Origin of the sequence: Pelosinus sp. IPA-1 (assembly GCF_030269905.1) — a bacterium.
Lineage (GTDB): Bacteria > Bacillota > Negativicutes > DSM-13327 > DSM-13327 > Pelosinus.
Genome location: NZ_BSVC01000004.1, coordinates 59,627 through 84,417 on the forward strand (window position 1 = coordinate 59,627; position 24,791 = coordinate 84,417).

Consider the following 24,791-nt stretch of genomic DNA (forward strand, 5'->3'; position numbering starts at 1 on the left):
AAATATGGTTTTTTTTTCCATAGAAGGAAGGGATTTATATAGCTTTGTCGAATTGATATTATTAGAGAAAACAGCAGGGAGAGGATTTTACGTGATTAGAGAAACAATTAAAGTAGCTATTGCAGATGACAATAGAGAATTTGTTGGTATTGTTCAGGATTACCTTACTCAACAAGCAGATTTTCAATTAGTTGGTATTGCTTACAATGGTGAAGAAATTTTATCAATAATTGAAGAGAAAAGTCCTGATGTAGTAATTTTAGATATTATTATGCCCCATCTTGATGGTATCGGTGTTTTAGAACGCCTTAATACATTAGCTGCTAAGCGGCCTAAAGTTATAATGCTCACTGCCTTTGGACAAGAAAGTATTACACAGCGTGTCGTAGAATTAGGGGCTGACTATTATATATTAAAACCATTTAATATGGATGTACTAGCTAGTAGAATTAGACAATTAGCCACTACTATTACAACGCAGCGCCCAGTCGTTGCTCAAGCAATTAAGGCTCGCCCAGTTGATGTAGAAGTTACTAATATTATCCGTGAAATTGGTATTCCAGCGCATATTAAGGGTTACCAATATTTACGAGATGCAATTATGATGATTATCACTGAAATTGATTTATTGGGTGCTGTAACTAAAGTTTTATATCCTATGATTGCTGAAAAATATTCTACTACACCTAGTCGTGTGGAACGCGCTATTAGACATGCTATTGAAGTGGCTTGGAGTCGCGGTAATATGGATATGATTAATCGTTTATTTGGTTATACTGTTAAGTTGGAAAAAGGAAAACCGACTAACTCAGAATTTATGGCAATGATTGCCGATAAATTAAGATTGGAAATGCGGGCATAAGTTACTACTTTTAGAACAAAGCTCTACAAACTAGATTACTAGTATGTAGGGCTTTTTCGTGGTGAAAGAGGCAATTTTTATACATAAGGTGAAGGTGATTGGGTAAGAATTATAGAAGTATATAATGTCCATTAGGATTTATAAATATTATTTTAATATAAATGTTCTTAAAAGTAATATATGTATACGTATTCCTAAATATACCGATAAATTGGGGGTAATCTTATGAGTCATTTAGCGGAAAAATTTATAGACACAAAAGTAGTTTTTGAGGGTAAATTGCTCAAGGTATTTTCTGATAAAGTAGAGTTACCAAATGGTACTGAAGCATCACGAGAATTTATTAAACATCCTGGGGCAGTAGCAGTTGTTCCAATTACACCAGAGGGGAAAATTGTATTAGTAAGACAGTTTCGTTATCCTGTAGGTAAGGTCATGCTAGAAATACCAGCCGGTAAACTAGATTATGGTGAACATCCTGATGCGTGTGCGTTAAGAGAATTAGAAGAAGAAACTGGCTTTATCGCAAAAAATATAAAAAAGCTGACTTCTATTTATACTACTCCTGGGTTTACTGATGAAATAATACATCTTTATATTGCTGATCAATTATCAGTATCTAAGCAACGGCTAGACGAAGATGAATTTTTAGATGTTGAATTGTATACAAAAGAAGAAATAAAAACTATGATTGCCGATGGTAAAATTAATGATGCTAAAAGTATGCTTGCTTTATTGTTAGCAGAAATATAAGCAAGTTATTTTTTAAATGAATAAGTTAACACAATAAAGTAAGTGGACAAATAAGGTATAAACTCAGCTTGCATGACATATATCATAACAGAAGAAACAGGGAGGATGGTCGCATGCTGGGGTATCTTCGCCAAAATTTTGGAATGTATCTAAAGGCAAACATTGTTGCTTATTTTTTTATGATTCTTATTTTTGTTATTGGTATTGTTGTGGGAGCATTAGCTGTAAAGATATTGCCAGATGAACAAAAAACTGAACTTATTAATTATTTGCGTATTTTTTTTACAGGATTGGCTCAGGGAACTGAAGAAGTTGCCTCCTCTGAAACTATGATTGGTGTCGTAATGTTTAACAACGCTAAAACAGTAGTTTTAATGTGGATACTAGGATTTACTATTGTTGGAATACCTTTTGTATTATTTATTTTATTTACAAGGGGTTTTATAATTGGCTTTACTGTAGGATTTTTAGTAAATGAATATGTCATGAAAGGATTATTATTTGCATTTGCATCCGTACTGCCTCATAATTTATTTGCTGTTCCAGCTATTTTAGTGCTTAGTGTATCAGCAACTACATTTTCTCTTATGTTATTACGCCGTAAGACTTATGGTAAGGTAAATATATGGTATGAAGCAATTCGGTATTCAATTGTATGCATGATAATTTTAGCCCTTATGCTGTTTGCAGCTTTACTAGAAGTATATATTTCACCAGTATTTATGAAACTAGCAGCAAGCTTATTAGCAAAGTAGCAGTGAGCATAAAAGAATACTCGCCTATACTTTTATTTATTAATTTGAGTATTTGAATAATAATTATGAGGACTGTAAATTTTACAGTCCTTATTCTATTTATAGTTGAATAAAGCAGGTAGATAGTGAATAAGCATTATATTAAGTTAAGCTAATTAGGAGGTGGAGTAGAAAAATGGTAATTAATTTCTCAGGAAACAGTCTTATAAAGAAAACAAAACTTATTTTTAAGTTAATTATCTTAGTAATTATAGTATTTTATATTTTGCCGAAATTGTTAAGTTTATTGTGGTATCTGAATCCTCCTGAACTTAAAATACGTGAAGAACATTTATTAGAGAAGCCGCTAAGGGTAATCTTAAATATAATAAATTATAGTTAACAAAAAAAAATGCCATAAAGTATGGATTTTGTTAATATTAAACAGGAAAAGAGAATATTATGTGGAATAAGGAATTAGAAAGATTTTCGTGATTTTATGACTGGAAAAGTAGAAAAAGGGTGGTAAAAATGGAAGGCTATGTTAATGAGTTTATTAACTATCTTGCAGTTGAAAGAGGTTTAGCACAAAATACGCTAGAATCATATGGTCGTGACTTACATCAATTCCAAGTTTATTTACAAAATGGAAATATGGAAATCTTAAAAGACTCTAATCGCACTACCATCCTCAGTTATTTAAATAATCTTCAATCTAAAGGCAGAGCCGTTTCCACAATTTCCCGCAACCTTGCTGCAATAAAATCATTTTATCAATATCTGGTACGTGAACGTTATTTAGAAAAGGATCCCGCTGCTAATCTTGAATCTCCAAAACTTGAAAAAAAGTTACCAAAGGTTCTAAGTATTGGTGAAGTTGAGGAATTATTAAAACAACCTAGTGGATTTTTACCTACAGGTCTTAGGGATAAGGCAATGTTAGAACTTTTATATGCTACAGGCATTCGCGTTTCTGAATTAATATCTTTGAATATATCAGATGTGAATTTAGAGATGGGATATATAAAATGTTATGGTAAAGGTGCCAAGGAACGTATAGTTCCTTTAGGCTCAATAGCTGCCAAGTGTGTACAGGATTACGTTGGTAAAGGACGTTCTAAATTAATACGTACATATGAAGAAGCCGCCCTTTTTGTTAATCATCATGGTAATCGATTGACAAGGCAGGGATTTTGGAAAATTATAAAAAAATATGCGCAGGAAGCTGACATTAGTAAAGCGATTACTCCTCATACACTGCGTCACTCTTTTGCTACACATTTACTAGAAAATGGAGCCGATTTACGTTCTGTACAAGAAATGCTTGGTCATGCAGATATTTCTACTACGCAGATTTATACTCATGTTACTAAAAATCGCTTAAAAGAAGTGTATGATAAAACACATCCCCGAGCATAGTAGTAGCATAAGTAATTAGGCTAGTTTTAAAAGAAAATTAATTGTTATATTTGTTTTGGGCCAATAGGATAGCTAGATTGTGTGTTCATCAAGTTTTTTTCTGTCTTGAAAAAAACAGAATTAAGCTTTTTTCCTATTGACCCGATGGATTTGTAGAAAGGTAATTCCTACTCTTTGAAAATATTATTAGTTAAGGACAGAGCTTTTTTCACAAGAAATTTTGAGGTGAAATAAATGAGACTGTTAGATATTATTACTAAAAAACGTGATGGCTTTGTTCTCACTGATTTGGAAATCAACACTTTAATTCATGCATATACGAATGATAAAATACCTGACTATCAAATGGCAGCGTGGTTAATGTCAGTATATTTTCAAGGAATGACGATTGAAGAGACCGCAACGCTAACTATGGCAATGGCTAAGTCAGGTAATATGATGGATCTAACTGCTGTTCCTGGTATTAAGGTAGATAAGCATAGCACTGGTGGCGTCGCCGACACTACCACGTTAATCTTAGCACCCTTAATAGCGGCAGCTGGGGTACCAATTGCTAAAATGTCGGGAAGAGGATTAGGTTTTACAGGTGGAACACTTGATAAATTAGATGCTATTGCGGGATTCAAGACAACTCTATCACAAAGTGAATTTATTAGTATTTTGCAAAAACATAATATAGCAGTAATTGGCCAGAGTATTGATATTGCACCAGCAGATGGTAAGATCTACGCATTACGAGATGTAACTGCTACGGTTGAAAGCATTCCTTTGATAGCTTCCTCAATAATGAGTAAAAAAATTGCTGCTGGAGCCAACAAAATCCTACTTGATGTAAAGGTCGGTAAGGGCGCCTTTATGAAAAAAATGGAAGATGCAATAAAATTGGCTGAAACTATGGTACACATTGGTCAATTAGTCGGAAGAGAAACTAGAGCTATCGTAAGTAGTATGGATGAGCCACTGGGACAAGCCATTGGTAACAGCCTAGAAGTACAAGAGGCTATAAATATATTAAGTGGACGTGGGGAAGAATCTCTAAGACATGTTAGTTTATTTCTAGGAGCTCATATGCTTCATATGGCTCGTGCTGTACCAAATATTACTGTTGGCTATGAAACCTTGACTAAATTGTTAGATAACAAAATAGCATTAGCTAAATTTAAAGAGTTTATATTAGCCCAAGGTGGTAATACAAACATAATTGATAACCCAAATTTATTGCCACAAGCAAAAATAAAGGCTAAAGTAGTAAGTACAGATAGAGGCTTTGTACATATGGTTGATGCTGCAAAAATTGGCAATTGTGCTATGAGATTAGGGGCCGGGCGAGAGTACAAGGGTCAAGAAATAGACCTAGCAGCTGGAATAATGTTAGAGCAAAGAGTTGGTGACTTTGTTGAAAAAGGGCAGCTTCTCTGTACTATCTATGCCAACGATGAACGCCATCTGAAAGAAGTACAGGCATTACTTTTAGATGCTATTAAAATCGGTAGTGATAAAGTTTCTAAAACCAAGTTAGTTTTAGGAACTGTAGATATACAGGGGTTCCAAGCTATATAAAAATTATATTAAACTAAAAATTGGACTAGCTTAGCTAGTCTTTTTTTATTGTTAAATTTCCAGTGTAATTGGTTTTTATCTTGGAGAAACTAAAAAAAAGAGAAAGGAGTGTTTTGCGTATGTGTCGACTGAAGAAATTTAGAATGATTCTTTTTCTTATCTGTGTTTTAGTTTTAACAAGTGCTTTTAATCAAACGATACAAGCTGCCGACAATAAGAAAGCAATAAATGCAAGCTTTCAAACAACGGCGCAATCCGCTATTCTGATGGATGGTAATGGTACAATTTTATATGAAAAAGAATCACACAAACGTTTACCGCCTGCAAGCGTTACAAAGTCTATGACTTTGTTATTAGCGACTGAGGCGGTAGAACAAGGCAGGGTTAAATTAACCGACACAGTACAAATATCTGAAAATGCTTGGCATCAAGGTGGTTCACAAATATGGTTAGAACCTGGCGAAACAATGACCTTACACGAATTAATGATTGCCATCGCTGTGGTAAGCGCCAATGACGCTGCAGTTGCTGTTATGGAACATATATTCGGAAGCCAGGAAGCTGCTGTAGAGGCTATGAACCAACGTTGTATTAGTCTAGGGCTTAATGATACTCATTTTGCAAATGTAAATGGTCTACCAGCACCTGATCATTATATGAGTGCATATGACACAGCACTCATTGCTAAAGAAGCGGTCAAACATCCCTTATATATGGAACTCTGTGGTATAAAAGAATATTGGTTGCGTGATGGGAAAAACTGGCTAGTAAATACAAATAAATTATTATGGTGGTATAAGGGCGCAGATGGTTTAAAAACGGGCTGGACACAAGAAGCGCAATATTGTTTCGCTGGAACAGCGAAACGTGACGGCTTACGGTTGATATCCGTTGTATTTGGTACACCTGAACCACGTTCTCATTTAAGAGAAAGTATAAAATTATTTGACTGGGGCTTTGCAAACTTTTCTGCAATGTCTATTGTAAATGCCGGAGAAATCATTGAAAGAATAATGATTAATAAAGGGATGGAAAAAGAAGTTCAACTAATTGCTTCTGAAAACTTAACTTTATTATTAGGTAAAGGTGAAAGTAAAAATATACAAAAGAAAGTAGTAGTAAATCCCGCGGTTACAGCTCCTGTTGCGCAAGGTCAAAAATATGGAGAGCTATTAGTATTACGTGATGGAAAAGAGGTAGGTAAGGTAGATTTAGTAGCAGAAAAATCTATAGAAAAGGCAAGTTTACTCAGAACATTGCAAAATATGATTACTAACCTATTCTCTATAAAGTAATAATAGTTAAAGCGGAAAAAATTCCGCTTTTTTTATTTCTGTGCAGGAAAAATTTACCTTTTGAAGAATAATATTAGCAGAGCTAAGTGAGGAGGAAAAAAATATTGAATATAACTACATCACTGAAACGAGGTGTCCTTTTGGTACGAGTCGAAGGCGAATTGGATATGCATGTTGCAGCAGAGTTTAGGCAAAAGGTAGATAACGCATTAGAAACAAGCGGTGTACAAAAAGTTCTATTTAATTTACAAGGTGTTGATTTTATTGATAGTTCTGGCTTAGGAGTTCTTTTAGGACGTTATAAGAAAATTAGTGGCTTGGGCGGTGTTATGTCCGCGACTCAAATTCAACCACAAGTATCTCAAATATTTGAGTTATCAGGTCTATTAAAGATTATTAAACTATATCATTCAGAGAAAGAAGCATTAGAATGTTTATGAGGAGGGCATCATGGCAATAAAAAATCAAATTACAATGAGTATTCAAAGTCTTAGTGAAAATGTTGGTATTGCCAGGGTGAGTGCTGCAGCTTTTGCAGCTCAAATTGATTTTACTTTAAATGAAATTGAGGAAATTAAAGTTGCTGTATCAGAAGCCGTTTCTAATGCTGTTATACATGGATATGAATACCAGAATGGGGAAATAGAAATTAGAATGACTTTGTATAATGATAAATTAGAATATATTATCATTGATCATGGTAAGGGAATTACGGATATTGATTTAGCACGGCAGCCTTCCTATTCGACTGATCCAGAACGTATGGGGTTGGGATTTGCATTTATGGAATCTTTTATGGATGAACTGGCAATCACGTCAGAGGTCAACAAAGGTACAGAAGTGCGAATGGTAAAAAAAACGTTACTAAAAACGGAGCATTAGGTGGTACGCCATGCTTGAAGATAAAGAGATAAAGGCTTTGCTAATTAAAGCACAAAACGGTGATCAGATCGCTAAGGAATATATTTTAGAAAATAATATAAATCTTGTTAGAAGCGTTGTACATCGATTCACAAACCGAGGGTATGAATGGGATGATTTATTTCAGTTAGGGTGTATTGGGCTAGTGAAAGCAATCGAACGTTTTGATACTACATTTAGTGTCAAATTTTCTACATATGCGGTGCCAATGATTATTGGTGAGATACGTCGATTTATGCGTGATGATAATCCTGTTAAAGTTAGTCGGCCTATTAAGGAGCTAGCATATAAGGTGCATCGTACCCAGGAAAGGTTACAAGGTATTTTAGGCCGAGAACCGACAATAGCGGAAATTGCGAAAGATTTAAGCTTAGTACCACAAGAAATAGTAGCGGCACTTGAAGCGAATCAATCGCCTGTATCATTATATGCCAGTGTATTTCATGATAATGGAGATCCAATACTTCTTCTTGATCAGTTAAAGTATTGTGATGGACAAGACAATGCTTATTTTGAAAACCTAGCGCTAAAAGAAATTTTGTTACGTTTACCAGAAAAAGAGCGTGTAGTGATTCAGTTACGTTTTTTTGCTGATAAAACACAAGCAGAGGTAGCTGAAATAATAGGATTATCTCAGGTGCAAATATCGAGAATTGAAAAATATGCTCTTAAATTAATGAGAGAATTTATGCAGACCTCCTAAATAGAGGTCTTATTTTTTTATTTAAAAGGACATAATAATATTAGAGGTGAGAATCGTGTTTCGCAATAAAAAATATATTATTATAGCGCTAGTAGTAACGTTAGGCACAGGTATATTTACATGGTTTTTCTTTGATGGTAATTTGCCACATCGATCACCTATACGGGCAAAGCAAGTTTTCTATCATATAGCAGCAAATAAAGTTCTTATGTAAAATATAATGGTATTTTCTTATAGAAAAAATATGAGCAAGTATAATACCAATAGTTGTGCGCAAACTATAGGGGAACCACATTATTTTATCAAGGAGGTAATAAGCATGGTTGTAAAAGTTATTGAATTAGTTGGAACTTCTAGTCATAACTGGACAGACGCAGTAGACAATGCAGTCATGGAAGCATCTAGATCAATTGATGACATACTGGGTGTTGAAGTAACTAACTTTACGGCTAATATTGACAATGGGCACATAGCAGAATACAAAGCCGATGTAAAAGTAGCTTTTAAAGTAAATCATTAAAAGTTGTTTATCTAAAGAGAGAGTACCTTTGTTGGTACTCTCTCTTTAGATAAACAACTTTTATCTATTTTAACGCATATTTCAGAACACTGTGGTCAAAATAAGAAAAGACTTCTTTTTGTAAAGGTAGAAAAGTTAGTACGATAAATTTTTTTAAAAGGTGAATTGAATGAAAAAAGAGCAGCAGGAAATGCAACAAGAGAAATATCAAGGTAAAGTAGATAACCTTACGCCTAAGCCTCCCTTGTTAAAAAACATTTGCTGGGCTTTTGTAGTTGGGGGAATTATTTGCACTTTGGGGCAGTTAATTACAGATTATTTTGTAGGGTTAGGGTTTGTGAAGAAAGAAGCATCAGCTTATGCTACAGTGGTACTAGTGTTTTTAGGGTCTTTTTTAACTGGGTTAGGGCTTTATGATGATTTAGGTAAACGGGCTGGAGCAGGTTCAATCGTACCTATCACAGGATTTGCTAATTCAATCGTAGCACCTGCTATGGAGTTTAAGCGGGAAGGTTATGTATTTGGAGTGGGTGCTAAAATGTTTGTTATTGCTGGACCAGTATTAGTCTATGGAATGATAACAGCTTTCATTATAGGATTAATTTATTGGCTAAGATTATAGGAGGTGATTAAATGAATAAAAAGAAAGGAAAGCAAAGTATTCTATTTGCAAATCCACCAGTAATAACAAGCGTAGCCAATATTGTTGGCCCTATGGAAGGGGAAGGATTCTTACAACAATATTTTGATACGATTATGCAGGATAATTTACACAGTTTAGCTAGTTGGGAACAATGTGAATCTTATATGATGGAATATGCTATAAAAAAGTCTGTAGAAAAAGAAAATAGTACAACAGATAATATTGATTGTATTTTTGCTGGTGATTTGTTAAATCAGTTAATGAGTACTCATTTCGCTATGAAAAATTTACAGAGACCTTTTTTAGGACTTTATGGAGCTTGTTCCACTATGGTAGAAGGCATGTTGCTTAGCGCGATAATGTTAGATGGTGGTTTTGCTAGTAAGGTTGTAGCTGCAGCTTCTAGTCATCATGATGCTGCAGAACGTCAATATCGATTTCCAAATGAAATGGGTGTGCAACGCCCCCCTAGTGCACAATGGACAGTAACAGGTTCGGGTGCAACCGTTATTTCAACATCGGGATCTGGTCCATGCATTACCGGAGCAACGATTGGTAAGATTGTAGATTTTGGTATTAAAGATCCAAACGCAATGGGACCTGCAATGGCGCCAGCAGCTGTTGATACGTTATGGCAACATTTTCAAGATACAGGAAGGACTCCAAATTATTATGATATGATTTTCACCGGTGATTTAGGGAGTGTAGGAAGAGATTTAGTAATCCAATTGCTACAAGAAAAAGGCCTGGATATAGCAACGAATTACCAAGACTGTGGGTGTATGATTTATCGAGAGGAACAAGATGCTCACGCAGGTGCGAGTGGATGCGCTAGTTCGGCAATCGTCTTTACTGGTCTTATATACCAGAACTTAATGAGTGGTAAATGGGGAAAAATCCTTTTTTTAGGAACTGGAAGTTTACATAGTACAACTTCTTATCAACAAAAAGAGTCAATTCCTTGTATTGCTCACGCAGTAGCAGTAGAAGTATTATAAATTCATGCATAAAAAGGAGGGGGAATATTGCAACTATATATTATGGTTTTTGTCATTGGGGGAGGCTTGTGCGTACTCGGCCAATTGTTAATGGATGCAACACCACTAACACCCGCCCATGTTTTAGTACTATTTGTGGTTTTAGGAGGAATATTAAGTGGCCTAGGCTTATATCAGCCATTGGTTGACATTGCTGGAGCTGGGGCAACTGTGCCGCTGTTAGGTTTTGGCCATGCGTTAGTCACTGGAACGATTGAAGATATAAATAATTATGGTTTTTTGGGAATTTTTAGCGGTGCTCTCAGATCAACAGCCTCAGGTATAATGGCCGCAGTCGTTTTTGGCTTTTTTATGGCAGTATTATTTAACCCTAGGAGTAAAGGCGGATAATGCTAGCAGTCGATATTATTGGCATAGCTGCAACAATCCTTCTGATAGGAATACGTTATCCTCACTATGTTTTAGTAGCTGCATTTATTCACGAGTTAGGTGGCATTCTAATTACTGTGTTTCTACATGGGCAAATTGATACTATTGTAGCAGCTGGGGCTTTTGGGACAATAGAAGTTACTAATCATAATGCAAGTTTTATAGGAATTCTGATTTTATTTAGTGGTTCCTTAGCAAATTATATTGCAAGCTCTCTTACAGGTGGAATTGTCTTTGAATCAACGTCTCGATTACTGAATCCGATAAGTAATCTAAAATCTCCTTTTTCTGTGATAAATTATCGATTGTGTATCGTATCCTGCGTTATTAACCTTTGGAAGATTTTTATGTGAGGTGCAATTGTGCAAAAAAGAGCTTCACGACGTTCAATGAATAGTGGAAGAACAAATGAAGAACAACAGACAAATAAAGTAGAAAAACAGGAAGATTCCATTTCGCAAAAAGACTGTAATACAGATAGTTTAATTGCTGACATGGCTCAAGGATTTATTCAGGCGCAAGCTAATACAGTGAATAATGCCAGCAAATTATCTAATAGGGATGTTATATCACTATTGGAAAAAGTAAATAATCAATTGGAAGAAATAAAAGGATCCACCAAAGAAAAACAAAATGTGGGGGACCAAGCACAGAGTGGTCAATCCTCTAATAAAAAATCCACTCAGCAAGAAGAAGTGGAACAATCAACTAGTAGTAAGGAAAAAACAGATCAGGAATTACTAAAACAGCTAAAAGAGTTAGTAGGTGCAACACTTCAAGAAAAAAGCAAAAAAAACGAAAATAGTATAAATACATCTTCGAAATCACAAAATGATAGTAGTGAAAATTCAAATACAAAAAATCAACAACAAAGTAGTATGCCAGCGCAGATGGCGAGTCAGGTACTAGCACAAGCGCAGTATGAGTTAGCTAATGAACTAGAAAATAGTTTAGAAAAACTTAAACAAGTTATTAAAAAAAGTGAAAAAATTGCTACAAATATTAGTAACCTATTAGGTGAGGAAAACCAAAAAAAATCTTGAGGTGAAGATATTGTCAAAAAAAATAAGAGTGATATTAGTGACAGATGGTGATAGAGTTGCGCAACACGTTGTAGAGGAAATGGCTACATCGCTGGGTCTTCGTTGTATTTCGGCTTCAGCTGGAAATCCTACCCCAATAAGCGGGCAAGAGATTGTTACTTTATTAAAGCAAGTTCACCATGATCCAGTACTAGTTATGTTTGATGATAAGGGTAGTCGACATAAGGGTAGTGGAGAGGTTGCTATGGAATATGTAGCTTCTCATCCTGATATTGAGGTTTTAGGAGCTGTTGCAGTGGCATCAAATACAACTGGTATAGCTGGAATTGCTACTGATGAATGCATTACCAGTGGAGGTGACATCGTAAATAATCGTTCTGTCGATAAAAATGGCGCTATAAAAGGTGGACATCATAATAAGTCTATTATTACGGGAGATACGGTAGATGTACTAAATGATGTGGACATACCTTTTATTGTAGGGATAGGAGACATTGGCAAAATGGATAGAGCAGATGATATAAGCCGAGGTGCACCTATTACTCGTAAAGCAATTGAAGAGATTTTAAAACGGAGTGGCATTGAATATGGAAGAACAAGAGAGAATTAATAAAGATTTAGATCATAATATTAATTACTTAAAGGACTTACTAGGCGTTGGAGAAACCTTTGATATCGTTTTTCGTGAATATAAAGTAGGACGCAAACGAGCAGCATCTTTTTCAATCAATGGTATGACAAATGACGTGCTGCTTACCAATGTTTTCCAGGACATGCTTACACTACATCCGGACGAGTTATCATTAAATACATTGCAAAAGTTATTTTACACTCGAGCAACGCATTCTCAAGTTAAGTTAATGGATAATATGAAGGATGCGGTAACAAGTCTATTATCTGGTGAATTATTATTTCTAGTAGATGGAGAGACAGAGCTTATAATCTTTGATGCTAGAGCATATCCTGCAAGGATGCCAAGTGAATCCACTATTGAAAAAGTAACTAGAGGGTCGCGAGATTCGTTTGTGGAAACATTACCCTTTAATACTGCATTAATTAGACGGCGTTTGCGTGATCCGAACTTACGATTCGAAATTGTAAAAGTAGGTGTACGCTCAAGAGGCGATATTGCAGTGTGCTATATCAAGGATATTACGGACCCTAAACTTATTGACATTGTAAAACAGCGATTAAATAATATCAATATAGATGGTATACCTATGGCGGAAAAGGCAATAGAAGAATATATTGTTGGCGGTAGTAAGTGGAACCCATTGCCAAAAGTAAGATATACGGAGCGTCCCGATGTAGCAGTTGTTCATTTGTTAGAAGGGCATGCCTGCATAATTTCTGATACCTCACCGAATATAATGATACTTCCTACTACCTTTTGGCATCATGTGCAGCATGTAGAAGAGTTTCATCAACACGTGATGATTGGTTCTTATCTTCGCCTAGTAAGACTCTTTGGTATAGTATTATCGTTGTTTTTACCTCCTTTATGGTTAGCATTAGTTTTGCAACAGCATTTATTGCCAGAAGCGCTAGCGTTTCTTGGCCCGCGGGATCCGGGCATTATTCCAATTGGCTTTCAATTTCTTTTAGCTGAAGTTGGTGTAGAATTAGTACGTATGGCGACTGTTCACGTACCAACTGCACAAGCTACTTCTCTTGGTTTTATTGGTGCCTTCATGTTAGGTGATTTTGCTACCAAAGTTGGCCTCTTTGGTAATGAAATCATTTTTTATACTGCTGTGGCTGCCGTTGGAGCTTTTGCTACACCTAGTATAGAATTTGCTATGGCTATTAGATTTTTTCGTGCGGTTTTATTATTGTTAGTTCTATTCTTTAAGTTACCAGGTTTAATAATTGGGTTAATTGGTATATTTATAGTAATGGCCACTACTAAGTCATTTGGAATTCCTTATTTATGGCCATTCTTACCTTTTAACTTAAATGGAATGAAAGATGTCTTACTACGATTACCTTTACCAAGCAAAGTTTTACGTCCAGCCATATTAAAACCTCTAGATTCTGATCGATTAAATAATGATAATAAAGAAGATGAAGAAAAAGATAAAGACAAATAATGAATCCTCGCTTAAGCGAGGATTCATTATTTTCCCTTATAGTATTCTCTTATTTTCGCCATGCTTTCGTTTATATTTGCTATGTGTTCTTCGGCGGATCCCTTATTCTCTGCTTCAACGGCGTCTTTTAGTTGCTTTATCGAGGAATGAGTTTTGGTTGTTTCAGAGAGGATTCCTATCTTTTCCATACTAGGCTTGGCTTGCCCCCAGGTGCCCTCTAGTTCTTTCATTTTTGCCTGGGCCTTTTTCCAAGCCATATCGTGGATATAGAAACTAACATTTCTAATCGTGTTACCAACAGCAACAATATCTGAAAGGGGTGAAAGCTTATATGATTTGCCTATATCACTAATGTTAGCCATGAATTTATTAAGACTTTCATAAGAATCAGCATTTTTATGTCCACTAATATCAGTTACTAATTTTTCTAGAGCACCGTCAGCCTCTTTAACTCCTTTTTTGTCACCAATTTGATTCTTTATCTGAGGCCATAATGTTTGTAATGTACTTAGTCCACTTTCAGCTTGCGCCCAGTTACCATTTACAACGCCTTCAAAGATAACTCCAGCAGTGGCTTCTAAATCATATAATTCTTCTGGTGGAGCTGCAAATCGCTGGGTTAAAGGTGGATTTGGTTTAGTCTCTACCGGTTTTCCGGCAGGTCCTATTTCTGGCTTCTTTGCTGGGCTAAACATACTGCAACCACTTAGCAGTAATGATATACTAATTATTGCTGCCAGTTTTTTATAGGATGATCTTAGTCGTGACAATGCAGTTACCCCTCCTTTTGACTATAGCATTTGCGTGTAGTATACTATTTATTCTTAATTTTTAGTAAAATAGAATGGATAAATCCATAATATCTCTTTCATCTAACCAATATTCTCACAAAATATTTTAAATAGGGTTATTTTTTTGCTTTAGCTAAATTTTTCTAGTATAATTAGGTTACAATTTGCTTTTTATGAGAAAGTAGTATAGCTTGAGGGGGAACAAGAGTGTTTGGTTTCGATGAAAATATGATATTTAGAATTCCAGCTCTACTTATTGCTTTGACTATTCATGAGTATGCTCATGCTAGAGTGGCGGTATGGCTAGGAGATAATACTCCGCGAATGATGGGACGGTTAACATTAAATCCTATTGCCCATCTTGATCCCTTCGGACTGATTATGTTATGGCTATTCAAATTTGGTTGGGCCAAGCCAGTACCAATTAATCCTAACAATTTTGCAGATTGGCGAAAAGGAAACATATTAGTTTCTCTTGCAGGACCTATCTCAAATGTAATTGTGGCATTTGTGGCTGCCATTACTTATGGTGCACTATATAAGTTGCATCTCCTTTCAAGTGGAATAGCTATGATTATAAGTTTTACTTATAGCTATAATTTAATTTTTGCAGTTTTTAATATGATTCCCTTACCACCACTTGATGGATCAAAAGTTTTAATGAATCTATTGCCAGGGCGGCAAGCTTATTTTTTTGAGAGAATTGAGCCTTATGCTCCATTTATTTTAATGGCACTAGTCCTTTTTAATATGATTAACGTTTTTATTGGACCATTTTATAGTGCTTTAGATTTTATTATTAATCAATTAGTAGGAAAAATTCTTTAACAGGGGGAACTTTGAAATGAATAAAGGACGTATTTTTAGTGGCATGCAGCCATCAGGTAAATTTCATTTGGGAAATTATATGGGTGCATTAGAAAATTGGGTAAAATTACAACATGAATATGAGTGTTTTTTTAGTATAGTTGATTGGCATGCCTTAACCTCCTCCTTCGAGGACACGAGTAAGATTCCAGAACGTATTCACGAAATGGCTTTGGATTGGCTAAGTGCTGGTCTTGATCCAGAGCGTAATGTTATTTTTGTACAATCACATGTGAAAGAACATGCAGAACTACATCTATTATTATCCATGATGACTCCATTATCTTGGCTAGAACGGGTACCTACTTATAAAGATAAATTACAGCAATTGGGTGTACAAGGAAAGGATATAAATACCTACGGCTTTCTAGGATACCCGGAGTTAATGACTGCAGATATCATTTTATATAAAGCAAATATAGTTCCTGTAGGGGAAGATCAAATTCCACATTTAGAGTTGTCACGCGAAATAGCACGGCGATTTAATAATTTATACAAACCTGTTTTTCCCGAACCTCAAGCTAGTTTAAGTCAGGCTGCTGTTTTACCAGGTATTGACGGGAGAAAGATGAGTAAATCTTATGGGAATGAAATTCCTTTTGCGGCTAGTCCTGATGAACTTAGGGCTAGGGTTCGTCTAATGGTAACGGATCCTCAGCGGGTCAAAAGAACAGATCTAGGGAATCCTGATGTATGTACAGTTTACACATTTCATAAGATTTTCAACAAAGAACAGTCTGCTGAAATTGCTCAATCTTGCCGGCAAGCAACATTAGGGTGTGTAGACTGTAAAAAATGTTTAGCAGAGAAGATGGTTACTAATTTGGCCGATATGCATGTACGCCGTCAAGAGTTAGAAGCTAATCCAGGGCGGGTTAAAGAAATTTTAGTTTATGGTGGCGAAAGGGCAAGAAAAGTTGCTGCAAAAACAATGGAAGAAGTTCGCCAAGTCATGAACCTTGCTTAAGTATGTCGGAATATAATATTAAATTAGAAGTTTTTGAAGGCCCAATGGACCTATTAATGCATTTAATTGAAAAAAATCAAATTGACATTTATGATATACCCATTGCAATAGTAACGGAGCAATACTTAGGATATCTTAAATCCTTAGAGATGTTTAATATTGATGTTGCTAGTGAGTTTTTACTCATGGCAGCAACTTTATTACAAATAAAATCGCGTATGTTATTACCACGAAAACCACAGACCATTGAAATAGATGAGGAGGAAGACCCACGTCAAGAACTTGTTGATCGGTTATTGGAATATCGCAAATTTAAGGAAATGTCTGCGGTGATGGAAAACATGTTACGGCAGCGAGAACATTTCTTCACCCGTTTACCAGAAGAGTTCCCAGTGAAGATCCCATTACCTGAAGGGTTGAATATTAATGATTTGGTAGTAGCATTTGCTGCGGTATGGGAAAGTAGTATTGATGATTATGAACTTGTTTCTCGTGAGGAATTTAGTGTGCAGGATAAGATGTATGATATTATCCACTTATTATATAAATACAAGGGAAAGTTAGAATTTAGTCAGACTCTAATTCGTAAGGGAACTAAATCCGAGGTAATTGCATCCTTCTTAGCATTACTAGAATTAGTGAAATTACAAAGGGTGATCATTGCTCAGCAAGAACGCTTTGGAGCCATCAATATTACATTGAAAGAGTGAGAATTAAATGTTTTACTTACAATATAAAAAGCATGTAGAAGCTCTACTTTTTGTTAGTGGCGATCCAATCTCTACACATAAAATGGCACAAATTCTTGAAATCCCCGAGGAACATATTAATTTATTGGTTGAACAGCTAATACAAGATATGGCTGAAGATAGCCGTGGATTGACGATTGTTAAAGTTGCTGCTGGTTACCAGCTTTGCACTAAACCTGAATTATCTTCTATATTAGAAAGGTTAGGGCAAGTTCAAGATAATAAGTTATCCGCTGCTGCTATGGAAACCTTATCAATTATCGCTTTTAAACAGCCAATTACAAAGCTAGAAATTGAAAGTATCCGTGGTGTGAAGATTGATAGAGTGTTAGCTACATTAAATGAGCGGCAAATGATAAAAGAAATTGGACGCAAAGAAGCTATTGGAAGACCCATTTTATATGGAACAACCGAGACGTTTTTAAAATGTTTTGGTTTAAATGGCCTACAAGATTTACCTCCTTTAATCGAACTTCTACCGTAAAACAGCCCCTAGGGGCTGTTTTTTTTGTATATGTATCTATTATTGGGTTAACACTAAGAAGACGTAAAGAATAATAGTAAGGGAGCAACAAGTGTGGAACTTTGGTTAATGTTACTAATCGCTATTATAATAATTAGTTTGTTACTTCTTTTTAGTAAGATATATATAGATATTAAATATAAGCGTAATGGCAAGAATGATTATATTAAGGTAGATGTTTCTATGTTAAAAAGATTGTTAGTCTATCAGATGGAAGTTCCAATTGTAGAAGTAGACGATAATAAGAGCCCCTTTTTAATTCAATCAGTATTAAAAACTGCTAACGCTAGCGATGAAGTATATAAAAAAAAAGAAAAACGCCTTATTGATAAGATGGCAAAATTATATAGTAAGCGACCGATTAAATTAAGGCATGCTATTCACCAAATTAATTATTTCACTCATTTGTATTCCAAGGCTATTGATAAGATCTTTAGGTTAATAGTATGTGAAAAATTTTACTGGAAAACTTCCTATGGTGCAGAGGATGCTGCCCTAACAGGCATTATGGCAGGATTATTATGGACAGGGCAAACATTTTTGATCACTCAATTCAAAAGACGTATTTCGTTGCTTGGTAAACCGGTTATTATGTTACATCCTATATTTGGATCTAAACAGTGTGAGGTAGATTTTCAATGTATATTCAGCATAAGACTTGGTAATGTTATAAAAGCAATTAGGAGTATATATGCTATTAAAAATGAAAAGGAGAAATAAAAGTGTCTGAACATCCAATTCAAGGGCTAATGAAAACGGCTATGGAAAGTATTAAAGATATGGTAGATGTAAATACAATTGTTGGTGATGCTGTTGAAACTCCGGACGGAACTATCATTATACCAATTTCTCGAGTATCCTTTGGCTTTGCGGCTGGAGGAGGCAACTGCGAACCCGAAAACCTAGAGGAATCTAAAGCCGCTATTTCATTTGGTGGTGGTAGTGGTGCAGGAGTAAGCGTAAAGCCAGTAGGATTTTTAGTCTGCTCAGCAGTACATGGCGTTCGCTTTATGCCGGTAGAAGGGAATATTATTTATGATAGATTAATAGATTTGGTACCTAAGGTATTGAATAAGATTCAAGAAATGCTAGAAAATACGAAGAATGATACTATGGATGATATGGATGAATTAGCGGAAACTGCTGAAACACAGGGTAAATAATTGCTTACCTCAAATCAGGCTTATTTTAGTAAAGGAAGTAGTACGTATACTACTAAGTAAAAAACCGCACATTATAGTGCGGTTTTTTACTTAGTAGGTAATATCTTATTGTAATTGATCTAATTTCTCTTTAATTTGGGTTGCATGTAACGCTTCTGCTTCTGCAAAGTGACTGTACATTTTAGAAACATCTGCATTTTTAATCTGTTTAGCAAATGTTTGGTAATCGCGCACTAACTCTTGTTTGCGCGTTAACGTATTGCGTAAAGCAGTTGTCATATCTAGTGATTCCATAAATTCACCCCCTTTACTTTATCGAGAATGCACTAAATTAAAACAGAGAATTAATTGTTTTAGTTAATGCGAACTATATAGTATTATTTCCTACTACTATCGTAAAAATGTATCTTTGTTTTGACGATTAGACAGAACATCGTTATAATATAAAAAGAGTTGTTTTAAACCATCATTCAAGAAAGGGAAAAATTCATGATTAAACAAAAGAAAGTAATCGCATCCGTTGTTGTTTCTATGTTTGTATCAATTATCACAACAACTGTTGGCTTTGCTTCTACCAATTCTCCTAATGTAACAGCGAAGGCAGCTATTGTTATGGATGCAGCTACAGGCAAGGTTTTGTACAGTAAAAATGCTGAGGAACGTAAATATCCTGCTAGTACTACAAAAATGATGAGTTTAATTGTTGCTCTTGAACATGGTAATCTTGATGATCTAGTCACTACAAGTGCCAATGCTGCGAGTACTGAGGGATCATCACTCTGGTTAACGCAAGGAGAAAGTCTAAAAATGATTGACCTGTTGTATGGCATTATGCTTATATCAGGGAATGATGCCACTGTGGCTGTCGCAGAACATATTTCAGGATCTGTAGAAAACTTTGCTAAATTAATGACAGAGAAAGCACATGCGATTGGAGCAAAGGACACCCATTTTGCTAATTCTAGTGGTTTACCTGATCCAAATCATTATAGTACTGCGCATGATTTAGCACGAATTGCAGCATATGGTTATAAAAATCCCTTGTTTACCCAAATTGTAAGTACTGAGCATAAAGTGATTCCTTGGCCAGGTAAAGGATTTGATCGTGATTTATACAATGAAAATAAAATGCTTTGGTTTTATGAAGGGGGCAACGGTGTAAAAACAGGTTATACGGATGTTGCTGGGCGTTGTTTGGTCTCAGGTGCTAAGCGTAATAATGTACAACTAGTTGCAGTAGTTTTGGATAGTGAAACCATGTGGGACGATTCAAAAGCCTTGTTAGATTTTGCATTTGCTCAGATAAAATCAGAAAAAATGTTTGAGCAGGGCGATATATTAAATTCAATAAAAGTATTAAATGGCAAGTCGGAAGTAGTGAGATTGATAGCTGATACTAGTATCTCTGTTCCTGTCACAGAATCAGATAGAGATGCATTTCATACAATCGTTGATGCGCCCAGTAAAATGGAAGCTCCAATAGTAAAAGGACAAAAACTTGGTACCGCTAGAGTGCTTTATAATAATACCGAAATTGCTACTATTGATCTAGTTGCAGAAGAAAGTGTCGAACGTAAATCTTTCTTTGGCACGCTATTTACATCTGCTTGGAGTATCTTTACATTTTTCATTAAGAATTTTGCCTAAAGTGAGATAATATCTCACTTTTTTATTTTAATTAAATTGTTCTAGTGATAACAGGTGCATCATACCTTCATAAGGGGTGATGTATATGATTAATTTAATCTGGCTATTATTGCTGGTGGCAGGTATACTATATGCCGGTTGGCAGGGTAGAATAGAAGTGGTAACACAAGGTGCAATTAGTGCGGCGGAAGGAGCAGTAGGATTATCTTTTAAGTTAATTGGGATTATGTGCTTATGGCTAGGCATTATGAAAATTGCTGAATTAGCAGGTATTGTAAACTTTATTTCACGACTATTAGGCCCGGTCATTCGTTTTCTATTTCCTAGTGTACCTAAGAATCATCCAGCTATGGGAGCAATTATTATGACTCTTAGTGCAAATATGCTGGGCCTTGGTAATGCAGTTACGCCACTAGGTATAAAAGCAATGCAAGAATTACAACAACTTAATAAAGAAAAAGATACAGCATCACCTGCTATGTGTACACTATTAGCATTATGTACAGCAGGATTTACATTGGTGCCTGCTACCATTATCGCAATTCGATCTGCTGCAGGATCCGTTAATCCTACTGAAATTATTGGTGCAACGTTAATCGTGAGTTTTATGGCCACTATTAGTGTGATCATTGCTGATCGCCTTTGCAGAATTTATTATCAATGTCGTGCGAGGAGGTAGACGGATGTTTATCCTACTCTCCGAGCACTTATCTGTTTGGGTGATACCCATCATTTTATTACTGGTGCCAACAATTGCCTACTTTCGCCATGTAAAGGTATATGAAGCTTTTGTAGAAGGCGCATCAGAAGGATTTTACACGGCAATTCGAATTATGCCATTTTTGGTAGCCATGATGGTTGCAATAAATATTTTTAGGTTATCAGGTGCAATGGATTTAGTAGTAGAGGCTATAAATCCGGTTTTAACATTTTGTGGCGTTCCACCGGAGCTAGTACCATTGGCTATCATGCGCCCGCTATCAGGTACGGGAGCATTAGGTTTAACTACTGAAATATTAAATACCTATGGCCCCGATTCTATGCTTGGTCGAATTGCTTCTACTGTCTTAGGAAGTACAGATACAACTTTTTATATATTAACGGTATATTTTGGTGCGATTGGTATAAGTAATCCACGTTATTCAGTTCTGGTTGGTTTACTGGGTGATCTAATTGGTTTTTGGGGTTCTATCTATATATGCCAGCATTTATTTTAGTGCTTATAGATGTTACCGATCTTATGTTATTGCTTATAGAAGAAGGATAAAGTGGGTATGAAAAAAGGATGATTATGTAATCATCCTTTTTTATTTGCTATTTAAGTGTCACTTATCGTTGAAGAGAATAGACTGTAGTGTGATAGCAGAATGTATGGGGGGATGTTTATGGTAAAGGTTGTAGTAATTGGAGGAGGATGGGCAGGATGCGCTGCAGCATTGTCGGCAGCTAAAACTGGAGCCCAAGTGCTTTTATTGGAGCGTACTGATTTGCTATTGGGCACTGGTCTAGTAGGAGGTATATTCCGTAATAATGGAAGATATACAGCCGCAGAAGAAGCCATTGCCATGGGGGGCGGAGATGTATTTGTTGCTATGGATGCTAACGCTAAACATAAAGGTTTCTCATTCCCAGGTCATAAACATGCTTCTACATATGACGTAACAACAATGGAACCGTTGGTAAAAAAAATATTACAAAACTATGGTATCGAAATTAGAACTTATACTCGAGTAGTAGATGTAGTAAAACTTGGCAAGAAGATTCAGGCCTTAGTTGTAAATGACGGAGCCGAAATAGACGGTGATGTATTTATTGATGCAACTGGCACGGCAGGATCTATGGGGAATTGTCTTAAATATGGTAACGGGTGCGCCATGTGTGTATTGCGTTGTCCCGCATTTGGCCCACGAGTAAGTGTTACAGCAAAAGCAGAAGTAAAAGAAATAATGGGAAGAAAAGCGGATGGAACCTTTGGCGCAATGAGTGGGTCTTGTAAGCTAGGTAAAGATTCGATTAGTAAGGAGATCAGAGCTCAATTAGATATGGAAGGCGTCGTAGTATTACCACTACCAGAAAAGCTGCAAAAGAGCAGTTCGTTAGGTAAAAAAGCATGCACTCAATATGCCTTACCCGAATATGCATCTAACCTAGTGTTGCTAGATACTGGCCATGTAAAACTAATGACATCCTTTTTTTCCATAGAAGATTTACGAAAGGTTCCTGGTTTAGAACAAGCTCGTTATGAAGATCCTTATGCAGGGAGTGTTGGTAACTCGGTAAGGTATTTGGGAATGGCACCTTGCTCTAGTTCTTTAAAGGTTGAAGGTGTGGAAAATCTATTTTGCTGTGGGGAAAAATCGGCAATTCTTGTAGGTCATACGGAAGCTATCGTCACTGGTTTACTAGCAGGTAATAATGCTGTAGCATAGTACACAAAAAGCGATGCATCTCAAAACTTAATAATTATATTATTTGCCTTATCTATCGTAATACTATGGACAAAGCTCAATAATATTTGCCGTCTTTCTTCTTTGGTTGCACCCTCCCAAATCATATCAAAGTTATTTAATATATTAAATATCTCTTTTGCTGTAGCAACTTGGCTAATATTTACTTTCATGATTTTGTCGTATTCAAATATTTTACCTTCGAGATAAACACGATGTTCATGCAAGTCCTTAATTCGATTAACTAGGTCATCTGCTGAAATAATATCTTTTTCAAAGGCATCATACCATTTATCTAATTTTTTCTTAATGCCATCTAATTCTTTTACTGCCTGCGTTTGGGATTTTGTAATATGTTCATTTGCAGTATCTTTTAGAAGTTTATCCATAGTATTTTTTAAAATTATTGGATCCTGTTTATACTCATGTAAAGATTTAATTACAGCCATTTCGATCTCAGAAGCACGCTTATGTCCACATTTGCAATTCACATCACGAATCATAGATTTTGAAGATCTATCTTGTGAATAACAAGTATAATAGTCAACTTTCTCAACTGGATTCCTAGGATTCTTCCATACTTTTTTCATTCGCATCCTAGCACCACACTCACCACAATATATGATTCCTGTTAAAAGACCTGACTCGGCTTTTGAGGTGTAGCTACTTCTTATTGCTTTAATTTTTTGTGCAGCATAAAATTCTTCCTCTTGGATGATGGCAGGGTGCTCCCCTTTATTCATATTTCCTTTATGTTCCACAAATCCTGCGTAGAATGCATTTTTAAGGATAGCCCTTATAGTACCTCTTGACCACTGGCTAGAGGTGCTTGGTGTTGGAGTATGACGTTCATTAAGAGCATCAGCAATATGTTGATACCCCTTGCCACTATTAAGATATTCTGAAAAGATAAAGCGAACTGTTTCAGCCTCCATTTCATTGATTTCTAATTTTCGAGTGTCGCGATTAAATTTATACCCTAACGCAATAGGACCTCCCATAAAACGACCTTGCTTGGCAGCTTCCTTTTTCCCCTCGCGTACACGCTCTACTATTGTTTCTCTTTCCAATTGAGCAAAAACGGCCATCATACCAATAGCAGCTTTACCAAATGGGGTAGTAGTATCAAAGGGTTCAGATACAGATTTAAATCCAACAAAGGAAGGTTCAAAAACGTCTTCAAGTAGATACAAAACATCTTTTTGCCGACGCGATAGACGGTCAAGCTTGATAACTATAACGGCTCCGATTTTTTGTTCTTTTACATCCGCTATCAATCGTTGCATTGCGGGCCTATTAAGATTCTTTCCGCTGTACCCATCATCAATATATAAGTCATATAAATTCCAGCCCTGTGATTGGCAGTAAGCGATGATACGCGATTTCTGTGATGGAAGTGAGACTCCATGTTCTGCTTGTTCATCGGTACTGACACGCAGATATCCAGCTGCTGAGATTATCATAATATCCTCCTATATATATATATATGTTGGATAGAGAGTATTTTTGTTTAATAGTAGTGAGCTTTAATAGACCTAGTTTTCATTCCTGTAGTTACCTATAAGGTACGTAATTAAATATATTCTTCACATCATTCATTAATTAAAAAAACTTCTAAGTTTAATAGATTTGATTCTAATTTCGCAAGAAGTAATATTTTATTTACA

31 protein-coding genes are annotated in these 24,791 nt (G+C 35.7%); 28 read left to right on the forward strand and 3 right to left on the reverse strand.

The window, feature by feature from the left end; all coding sequences use genetic code 11:
* The first annotated feature begins 91 nt into the window (after positions 1 to 91).
* The 18 genes from spo0A to QSJ81_RS10045 all read left to right on the forward strand — a co-directional run bounded on the left by spo0A (position 92) and on the right by QSJ81_RS10045 (position 13,970).
* Positions 92 to 862, forward strand: a complete 771-nt coding sequence (gene spo0A, locus QSJ81_RS09960) for a sporulation transcription factor Spo0A (RefSeq protein WP_038670391.1) — start codon at positions 92 to 94, stop codon at positions 860 to 862.
* Positions 863 to 1,087: 225 nt separating this feature from the next.
* On the forward strand, positions 1,088 to 1,615 hold the full coding sequence (locus QSJ81_RS09965) for an NUDIX domain-containing protein (protein ID WP_038670393.1): 528 nt from the start codon (positions 1,088 to 1,090) through the stop codon (positions 1,613 to 1,615).
* Between the two features lie 113 nt (positions 1,616 to 1,728).
* A complete protein-coding gene (spoIIM, locus tag QSJ81_RS09970) occupies positions 1,729 to 2,370 on the forward strand; it encodes a stage II sporulation protein M (protein WP_285717263.1) in 642 nt (213 codons plus the stop codon).
* 510 nt (positions 2,371 to 2,880) lie between these two features.
* On the forward strand, positions 2,881 to 3,768 hold the full coding sequence (gene xerD / locus QSJ81_RS09975; RefSeq protein ID WP_038670399.1) for a site-specific tyrosine recombinase XerD: 888 nt from the start codon (positions 2,881 to 2,883) through the stop codon (positions 3,766 to 3,768).
* 234 nt (positions 3,769 to 4,002) lie between these two features.
* Positions 4,003 to 5,328 (forward strand): pyrimidine-nucleoside phosphorylase, encoded by a 1,326-nt coding sequence (locus tag QSJ81_RS09980; protein WP_285717264.1) that lies wholly within the window; start codon positions 4,003 to 4,005, stop codon positions 5,326 to 5,328.
* 119 nt (positions 5,329 to 5,447) lie between these two features.
* Positions 5,448 to 6,623, forward strand: a complete 1,176-nt coding sequence (locus QSJ81_RS09985) for a D-alanyl-D-alanine carboxypeptidase family protein (RefSeq protein ID WP_285717265.1) — start codon at positions 5,448 to 5,450, stop codon at positions 6,621 to 6,623.
* 104 nt (positions 6,624 to 6,727) lie between these two features.
* A complete protein-coding gene (spoIIAA, locus tag QSJ81_RS09990) occupies positions 6,728 to 7,063 on the forward strand; it encodes an anti-sigma F factor antagonist (protein ID WP_285717266.1) in 336 nt (111 codons plus the stop codon).
* Positions 7,064 to 7,073: 10 nt separating this feature from the next.
* Positions 7,074 to 7,505, forward strand: coding sequence for an anti-sigma F factor (gene spoIIAB, locus QSJ81_RS09995; RefSeq protein WP_038670408.1), 432 nt, complete (start codon positions 7,074 to 7,076; stop codon positions 7,503 to 7,505).
* 10 nt (positions 7,506 to 7,515) lie between these two features.
* A complete protein-coding gene (locus QSJ81_RS10000; protein WP_285717267.1) occupies positions 7,516 to 8,247 on the forward strand; it encodes a SigF/SigG family RNA polymerase sporulation sigma factor in 732 nt (243 codons plus the stop codon).
* Positions 8,248 to 8,302: 55 nt separating this feature from the next.
* Positions 8,303 to 8,461, forward strand: coding sequence for a hypothetical protein (locus tag QSJ81_RS10005; protein ID WP_285717268.1), 159 nt, complete (start codon positions 8,303 to 8,305; stop codon positions 8,459 to 8,461).
* Between the two features lie 105 nt (positions 8,462 to 8,566).
* A complete protein-coding gene (locus QSJ81_RS10010) occupies positions 8,567 to 8,767 on the forward strand; it encodes a dodecin family protein (RefSeq protein ID WP_007934091.1) in 201 nt (66 codons plus the stop codon).
* Positions 8,768 to 8,936: 169 nt separating this feature from the next.
* A complete protein-coding gene (gene spoVAC / locus QSJ81_RS10015) occupies positions 8,937 to 9,389 on the forward strand; it encodes a stage V sporulation protein AC (RefSeq protein WP_285717269.1) in 453 nt (150 codons plus the stop codon).
* A gap of 11 nt (positions 9,390 to 9,400) precedes the next feature.
* Positions 9,401 to 10,408: a stage V sporulation protein AD gene (gene spoVAD, locus QSJ81_RS10020; protein ID WP_285717270.1), complete on the forward strand. Its 1,008-nt coding sequence runs from the start codon at positions 9,401 to 9,403 to the stop codon at positions 10,406 to 10,408.
* Between the two features lie 27 nt (positions 10,409 to 10,435).
* Positions 10,436 to 10,798, forward strand: a complete 363-nt coding sequence (spoVAE, locus tag QSJ81_RS10025) for a stage V sporulation protein AE (protein WP_352230878.1) — start codon at positions 10,436 to 10,438, stop codon at positions 10,796 to 10,798.
* A complete protein-coding gene (locus tag QSJ81_RS10030) occupies positions 10,798 to 11,190 on the forward strand; it encodes a hypothetical protein (RefSeq protein ID WP_285717271.1) in 393 nt (130 codons plus the stop codon). The genes spoVAE and QSJ81_RS10030 overlap by 1 nt, the downstream gene beginning before the upstream one ends.
* A 9-nt stretch (positions 11,191 to 11,199) precedes the next feature.
* Positions 11,200 to 11,880 (forward strand): hypothetical protein, encoded by a 681-nt coding sequence (locus QSJ81_RS10035; RefSeq protein WP_285717272.1) that lies wholly within the window; start codon positions 11,200 to 11,202, stop codon positions 11,878 to 11,880.
* 1 nt (position 11,881) lies between these two features.
* Positions 11,882 to 12,490: a stage V sporulation protein SpoVABEA gene (gene spoVAEA / locus QSJ81_RS10040; RefSeq protein WP_285717273.1), complete on the forward strand. Its 609-nt coding sequence runs from the start codon at positions 11,882 to 11,884 to the stop codon at positions 12,488 to 12,490.
* Positions 12,468 to 13,970 carry a spore germination protein gene (locus QSJ81_RS10045; RefSeq protein WP_285717274.1) on the forward strand — a complete coding sequence of 501 codons (1,503 nt, stop codon included), beginning with the start codon at positions 12,468 to 12,470 and terminating at the stop codon, positions 13,968 to 13,970. The genes spoVAEA and QSJ81_RS10045 overlap by 23 nt, the downstream gene beginning before the upstream one ends.
* Before the next feature lie 26 nt (positions 13,971 to 13,996).
* On the opposite strand, the gene QSJ81_RS10050 is transcribed toward QSJ81_RS10045, so the two are convergent.
* Positions 13,997 to 14,740: a DUF4363 family protein gene (locus QSJ81_RS10050; protein WP_285717275.1), complete on the reverse strand. Its 744-nt coding sequence runs from the start codon at positions 14,738 to 14,740 to the stop codon at positions 13,997 to 13,999.
* Positions 14,741 to 14,968: 228 nt separating this feature from the next.
* Between QSJ81_RS10050 and QSJ81_RS10055 the strand changes: the two genes are divergently transcribed.
* From QSJ81_RS10055 to ytfJ, 6 genes are all read left to right on the forward strand, one after another.
* Positions 14,969 to 15,589, forward strand: coding sequence for a site-2 protease family protein (locus QSJ81_RS10055; RefSeq protein WP_285717276.1), 621 nt, complete (start codon positions 14,969 to 14,971; stop codon positions 15,587 to 15,589).
* Positions 15,590 to 15,605: 16 nt separating this feature from the next.
* On the forward strand, positions 15,606 to 16,595 hold the full coding sequence (gene trpS / locus QSJ81_RS10060) for a tryptophan--tRNA ligase (RefSeq protein WP_285717277.1): 990 nt from the start codon (positions 15,606 to 15,608) through the stop codon (positions 16,593 to 16,595).
* Positions 16,596 to 16,597: 2 nt separating this feature from the next.
* Positions 16,598 to 17,305 carry a segregation and condensation protein A gene (locus QSJ81_RS10065; RefSeq protein ID WP_285717278.1) on the forward strand — a complete coding sequence of 236 codons (708 nt, stop codon included), beginning with the start codon at positions 16,598 to 16,600 and terminating at the stop codon, positions 17,303 to 17,305.
* A 7-nt stretch (positions 17,306 to 17,312) separates the two neighbouring features.
* On the forward strand, positions 17,313 to 17,828 hold the full coding sequence (gene scpB, locus QSJ81_RS10070; protein ID WP_038670433.1) for an SMC-Scp complex subunit ScpB: 516 nt from the start codon (positions 17,313 to 17,315) through the stop codon (positions 17,826 to 17,828).
* Between the two features lie 93 nt (positions 17,829 to 17,921).
* On the forward strand, positions 17,922 to 18,587 hold the full coding sequence (locus QSJ81_RS10075; RefSeq protein WP_285717279.1) for a DUF2953 domain-containing protein: 666 nt from the start codon (positions 17,922 to 17,924) through the stop codon (positions 18,585 to 18,587).
* 2 nt (positions 18,588 to 18,589) lie between these two features.
* Positions 18,590 to 19,030, forward strand: coding sequence for a GerW family sporulation protein (gene ytfJ, locus QSJ81_RS10080; protein WP_285717280.1), 441 nt, complete (start codon positions 18,590 to 18,592; stop codon positions 19,028 to 19,030).
* A gap of 105 nt (positions 19,031 to 19,135) precedes the next feature.
* On the opposite strand, the gene QSJ81_RS10085 is transcribed toward ytfJ, so the two are convergent.
* A complete protein-coding gene (locus tag QSJ81_RS10085) occupies positions 19,136 to 19,324 on the reverse strand; it encodes a hypothetical protein (protein WP_038670439.1) in 189 nt (62 codons plus the stop codon).
* Positions 19,325 to 19,519: 195 nt separating this feature from the next.
* On the opposite strand from QSJ81_RS10085, the gene QSJ81_RS10090 reads away from it, so the two are divergent.
* The 4 genes from QSJ81_RS10090 to QSJ81_RS10105 all read left to right on the forward strand — a co-directional run bounded on the left by QSJ81_RS10090 (position 19,520) and on the right by QSJ81_RS10105 (position 23,106).
* Positions 19,520 to 20,677, forward strand: a complete 1,158-nt coding sequence (locus QSJ81_RS10090; protein ID WP_285717281.1) for a D-alanyl-D-alanine carboxypeptidase family protein — start codon at positions 19,520 to 19,522, stop codon at positions 20,675 to 20,677.
* Positions 20,678 to 20,762: 85 nt separating this feature from the next.
* Positions 20,763 to 21,356 (forward strand): nucleoside recognition domain-containing protein, encoded by a 594-nt coding sequence (locus QSJ81_RS10095; RefSeq protein WP_285717282.1) that lies wholly within the window; start codon positions 20,763 to 20,765, stop codon positions 21,354 to 21,356.
* A 4-nt stretch (positions 21,357 to 21,360) separates the two neighbouring features.
* Positions 21,361 to 21,894, forward strand: a complete 534-nt coding sequence (locus QSJ81_RS10100; RefSeq protein ID WP_038670444.1) for a spore maturation protein — start codon at positions 21,361 to 21,363, stop codon at positions 21,892 to 21,894.
* A 168-nt stretch (positions 21,895 to 22,062) separates the two neighbouring features.
* Entirely contained in the window at positions 22,063 to 23,106 is a 1,044-nt protein-coding gene (locus QSJ81_RS10105) for an FAD-dependent oxidoreductase (protein WP_285717283.1), read from the forward strand.
* Between the two features lie 20 nt (positions 23,107 to 23,126).
* Here QSJ81_RS10105 and QSJ81_RS10110 read toward each other — a convergent pair whose 3' ends face one another.
* Positions 23,127 to 24,587 carry a recombinase family protein gene (locus QSJ81_RS10110; protein ID WP_285717284.1) on the reverse strand — a complete coding sequence of 487 codons (1,461 nt, stop codon included), beginning with the start codon at positions 24,585 to 24,587 and terminating at the stop codon, positions 23,127 to 23,129.
* Between the last annotated feature and the right edge of the window lie 204 nt (positions 24,588 to 24,791).

Bases quoted from the DNA above. Each gene is read 5' to 3' on its own strand.
- QSJ81_RS09965 (WP_038670393.1), top strand. From the start codon at position 1,088: ATGAGTCATTTAGCGGAAAAATTTATAGACACAAAAGTAGTTTTTGAG.
- spoIIM (WP_285717263.1), top strand. From the start codon at position 1,729: ATGCTGGGGTATCTTCGCCAAAATTTTGGAATGTATCTAAAGGCAAAC.
- xerD (WP_038670399.1), top strand. From the start codon at position 2,881: ATGGAAGGCTATGTTAATGAGTTTATTAACTATCTTGCAGTTGAAAGA.
- QSJ81_RS09980 (WP_285717264.1), top strand. From the start codon at position 4,003: ATGAGACTGTTAGATATTATTACTAAAAAACGTGATGGCTTTGTTCTC.
- QSJ81_RS09985 (WP_285717265.1), top strand. From the start codon at position 5,448: ATGTGTCGACTGAAGAAATTTAGAATGATTCTTTTTCTTATCTGTGTT.
- spoIIAB (WP_038670408.1), top strand. From the start codon at position 7,074: ATGGCAATAAAAAATCAAATTACAATGAGTATTCAAAGTCTTAGTGAA.
- QSJ81_RS10000 (WP_285717267.1), top strand. From the start codon at position 7,516: ATGCTTGAAGATAAAGAGATAAAGGCTTTGCTAATTAAAGCACAAAAC.
- QSJ81_RS10010 (WP_007934091.1), top strand. From the start codon at position 8,567: ATGGTTGTAAAAGTTATTGAATTAGTTGGAACTTCTAGTCATAACTGG.
- spoVAC (WP_285717269.1), top strand. From the start codon at position 8,937: ATGAAAAAAGAGCAGCAGGAAATGCAACAAGAGAAATATCAAGGTAAA.
- spoVAD (WP_285717270.1), top strand. From the start codon at position 9,401: ATGAATAAAAAGAAAGGAAAGCAAAGTATTCTATTTGCAAATCCACCA.
- QSJ81_RS10030 (WP_285717271.1), top strand. From the start codon at position 10,798: ATGCTAGCAGTCGATATTATTGGCATAGCTGCAACAATCCTTCTGATA.
- QSJ81_RS10045 (WP_285717274.1), top strand. From the start codon at position 12,468: ATGGAAGAACAAGAGAGAATTAATAAAGATTTAGATCATAATATTAAT.
- trpS (WP_285717277.1), top strand. From the start codon at position 15,606: ATGAATAAAGGACGTATTTTTAGTGGCATGCAGCCATCAGGTAAATTT.
- QSJ81_RS10065 (WP_285717278.1), top strand. From the start codon at position 16,598: ATGTCGGAATATAATATTAAATTAGAAGTTTTTGAAGGCCCAATGGAC.
- scpB (WP_038670433.1), top strand. From the start codon at position 17,313: ATGTTTTACTTACAATATAAAAAGCATGTAGAAGCTCTACTTTTTGTT.
- QSJ81_RS10085 (WP_038670439.1), bottom strand. From the start codon at position 19,324: ATGGAATCACTAGATATGACAACTGCTTTACGCAATACGTTAACGCGC.
- QSJ81_RS10090 (WP_285717281.1), top strand. From the start codon at position 19,520: ATGATTAAACAAAAGAAAGTAATCGCATCCGTTGTTGTTTCTATGTTT.
- QSJ81_RS10095 (WP_285717282.1), top strand. From the start codon at position 20,763: ATGATTAATTTAATCTGGCTATTATTGCTGGTGGCAGGTATACTATAT.
- QSJ81_RS10100 (WP_038670444.1), top strand. From the start codon at position 21,361: ATGTTTATCCTACTCTCCGAGCACTTATCTGTTTGGGTGATACCCATC.
- QSJ81_RS10105 (WP_285717283.1), top strand. From the start codon at position 22,063: ATGGTAAAGGTTGTAGTAATTGGAGGAGGATGGGCAGGATGCGCTGCA.
- QSJ81_RS10110 (WP_285717284.1), bottom strand. From the start codon at position 24,587: ATGATAATCTCAGCAGCTGGATATCTGCGTGTCAGTACCGATGAACAA.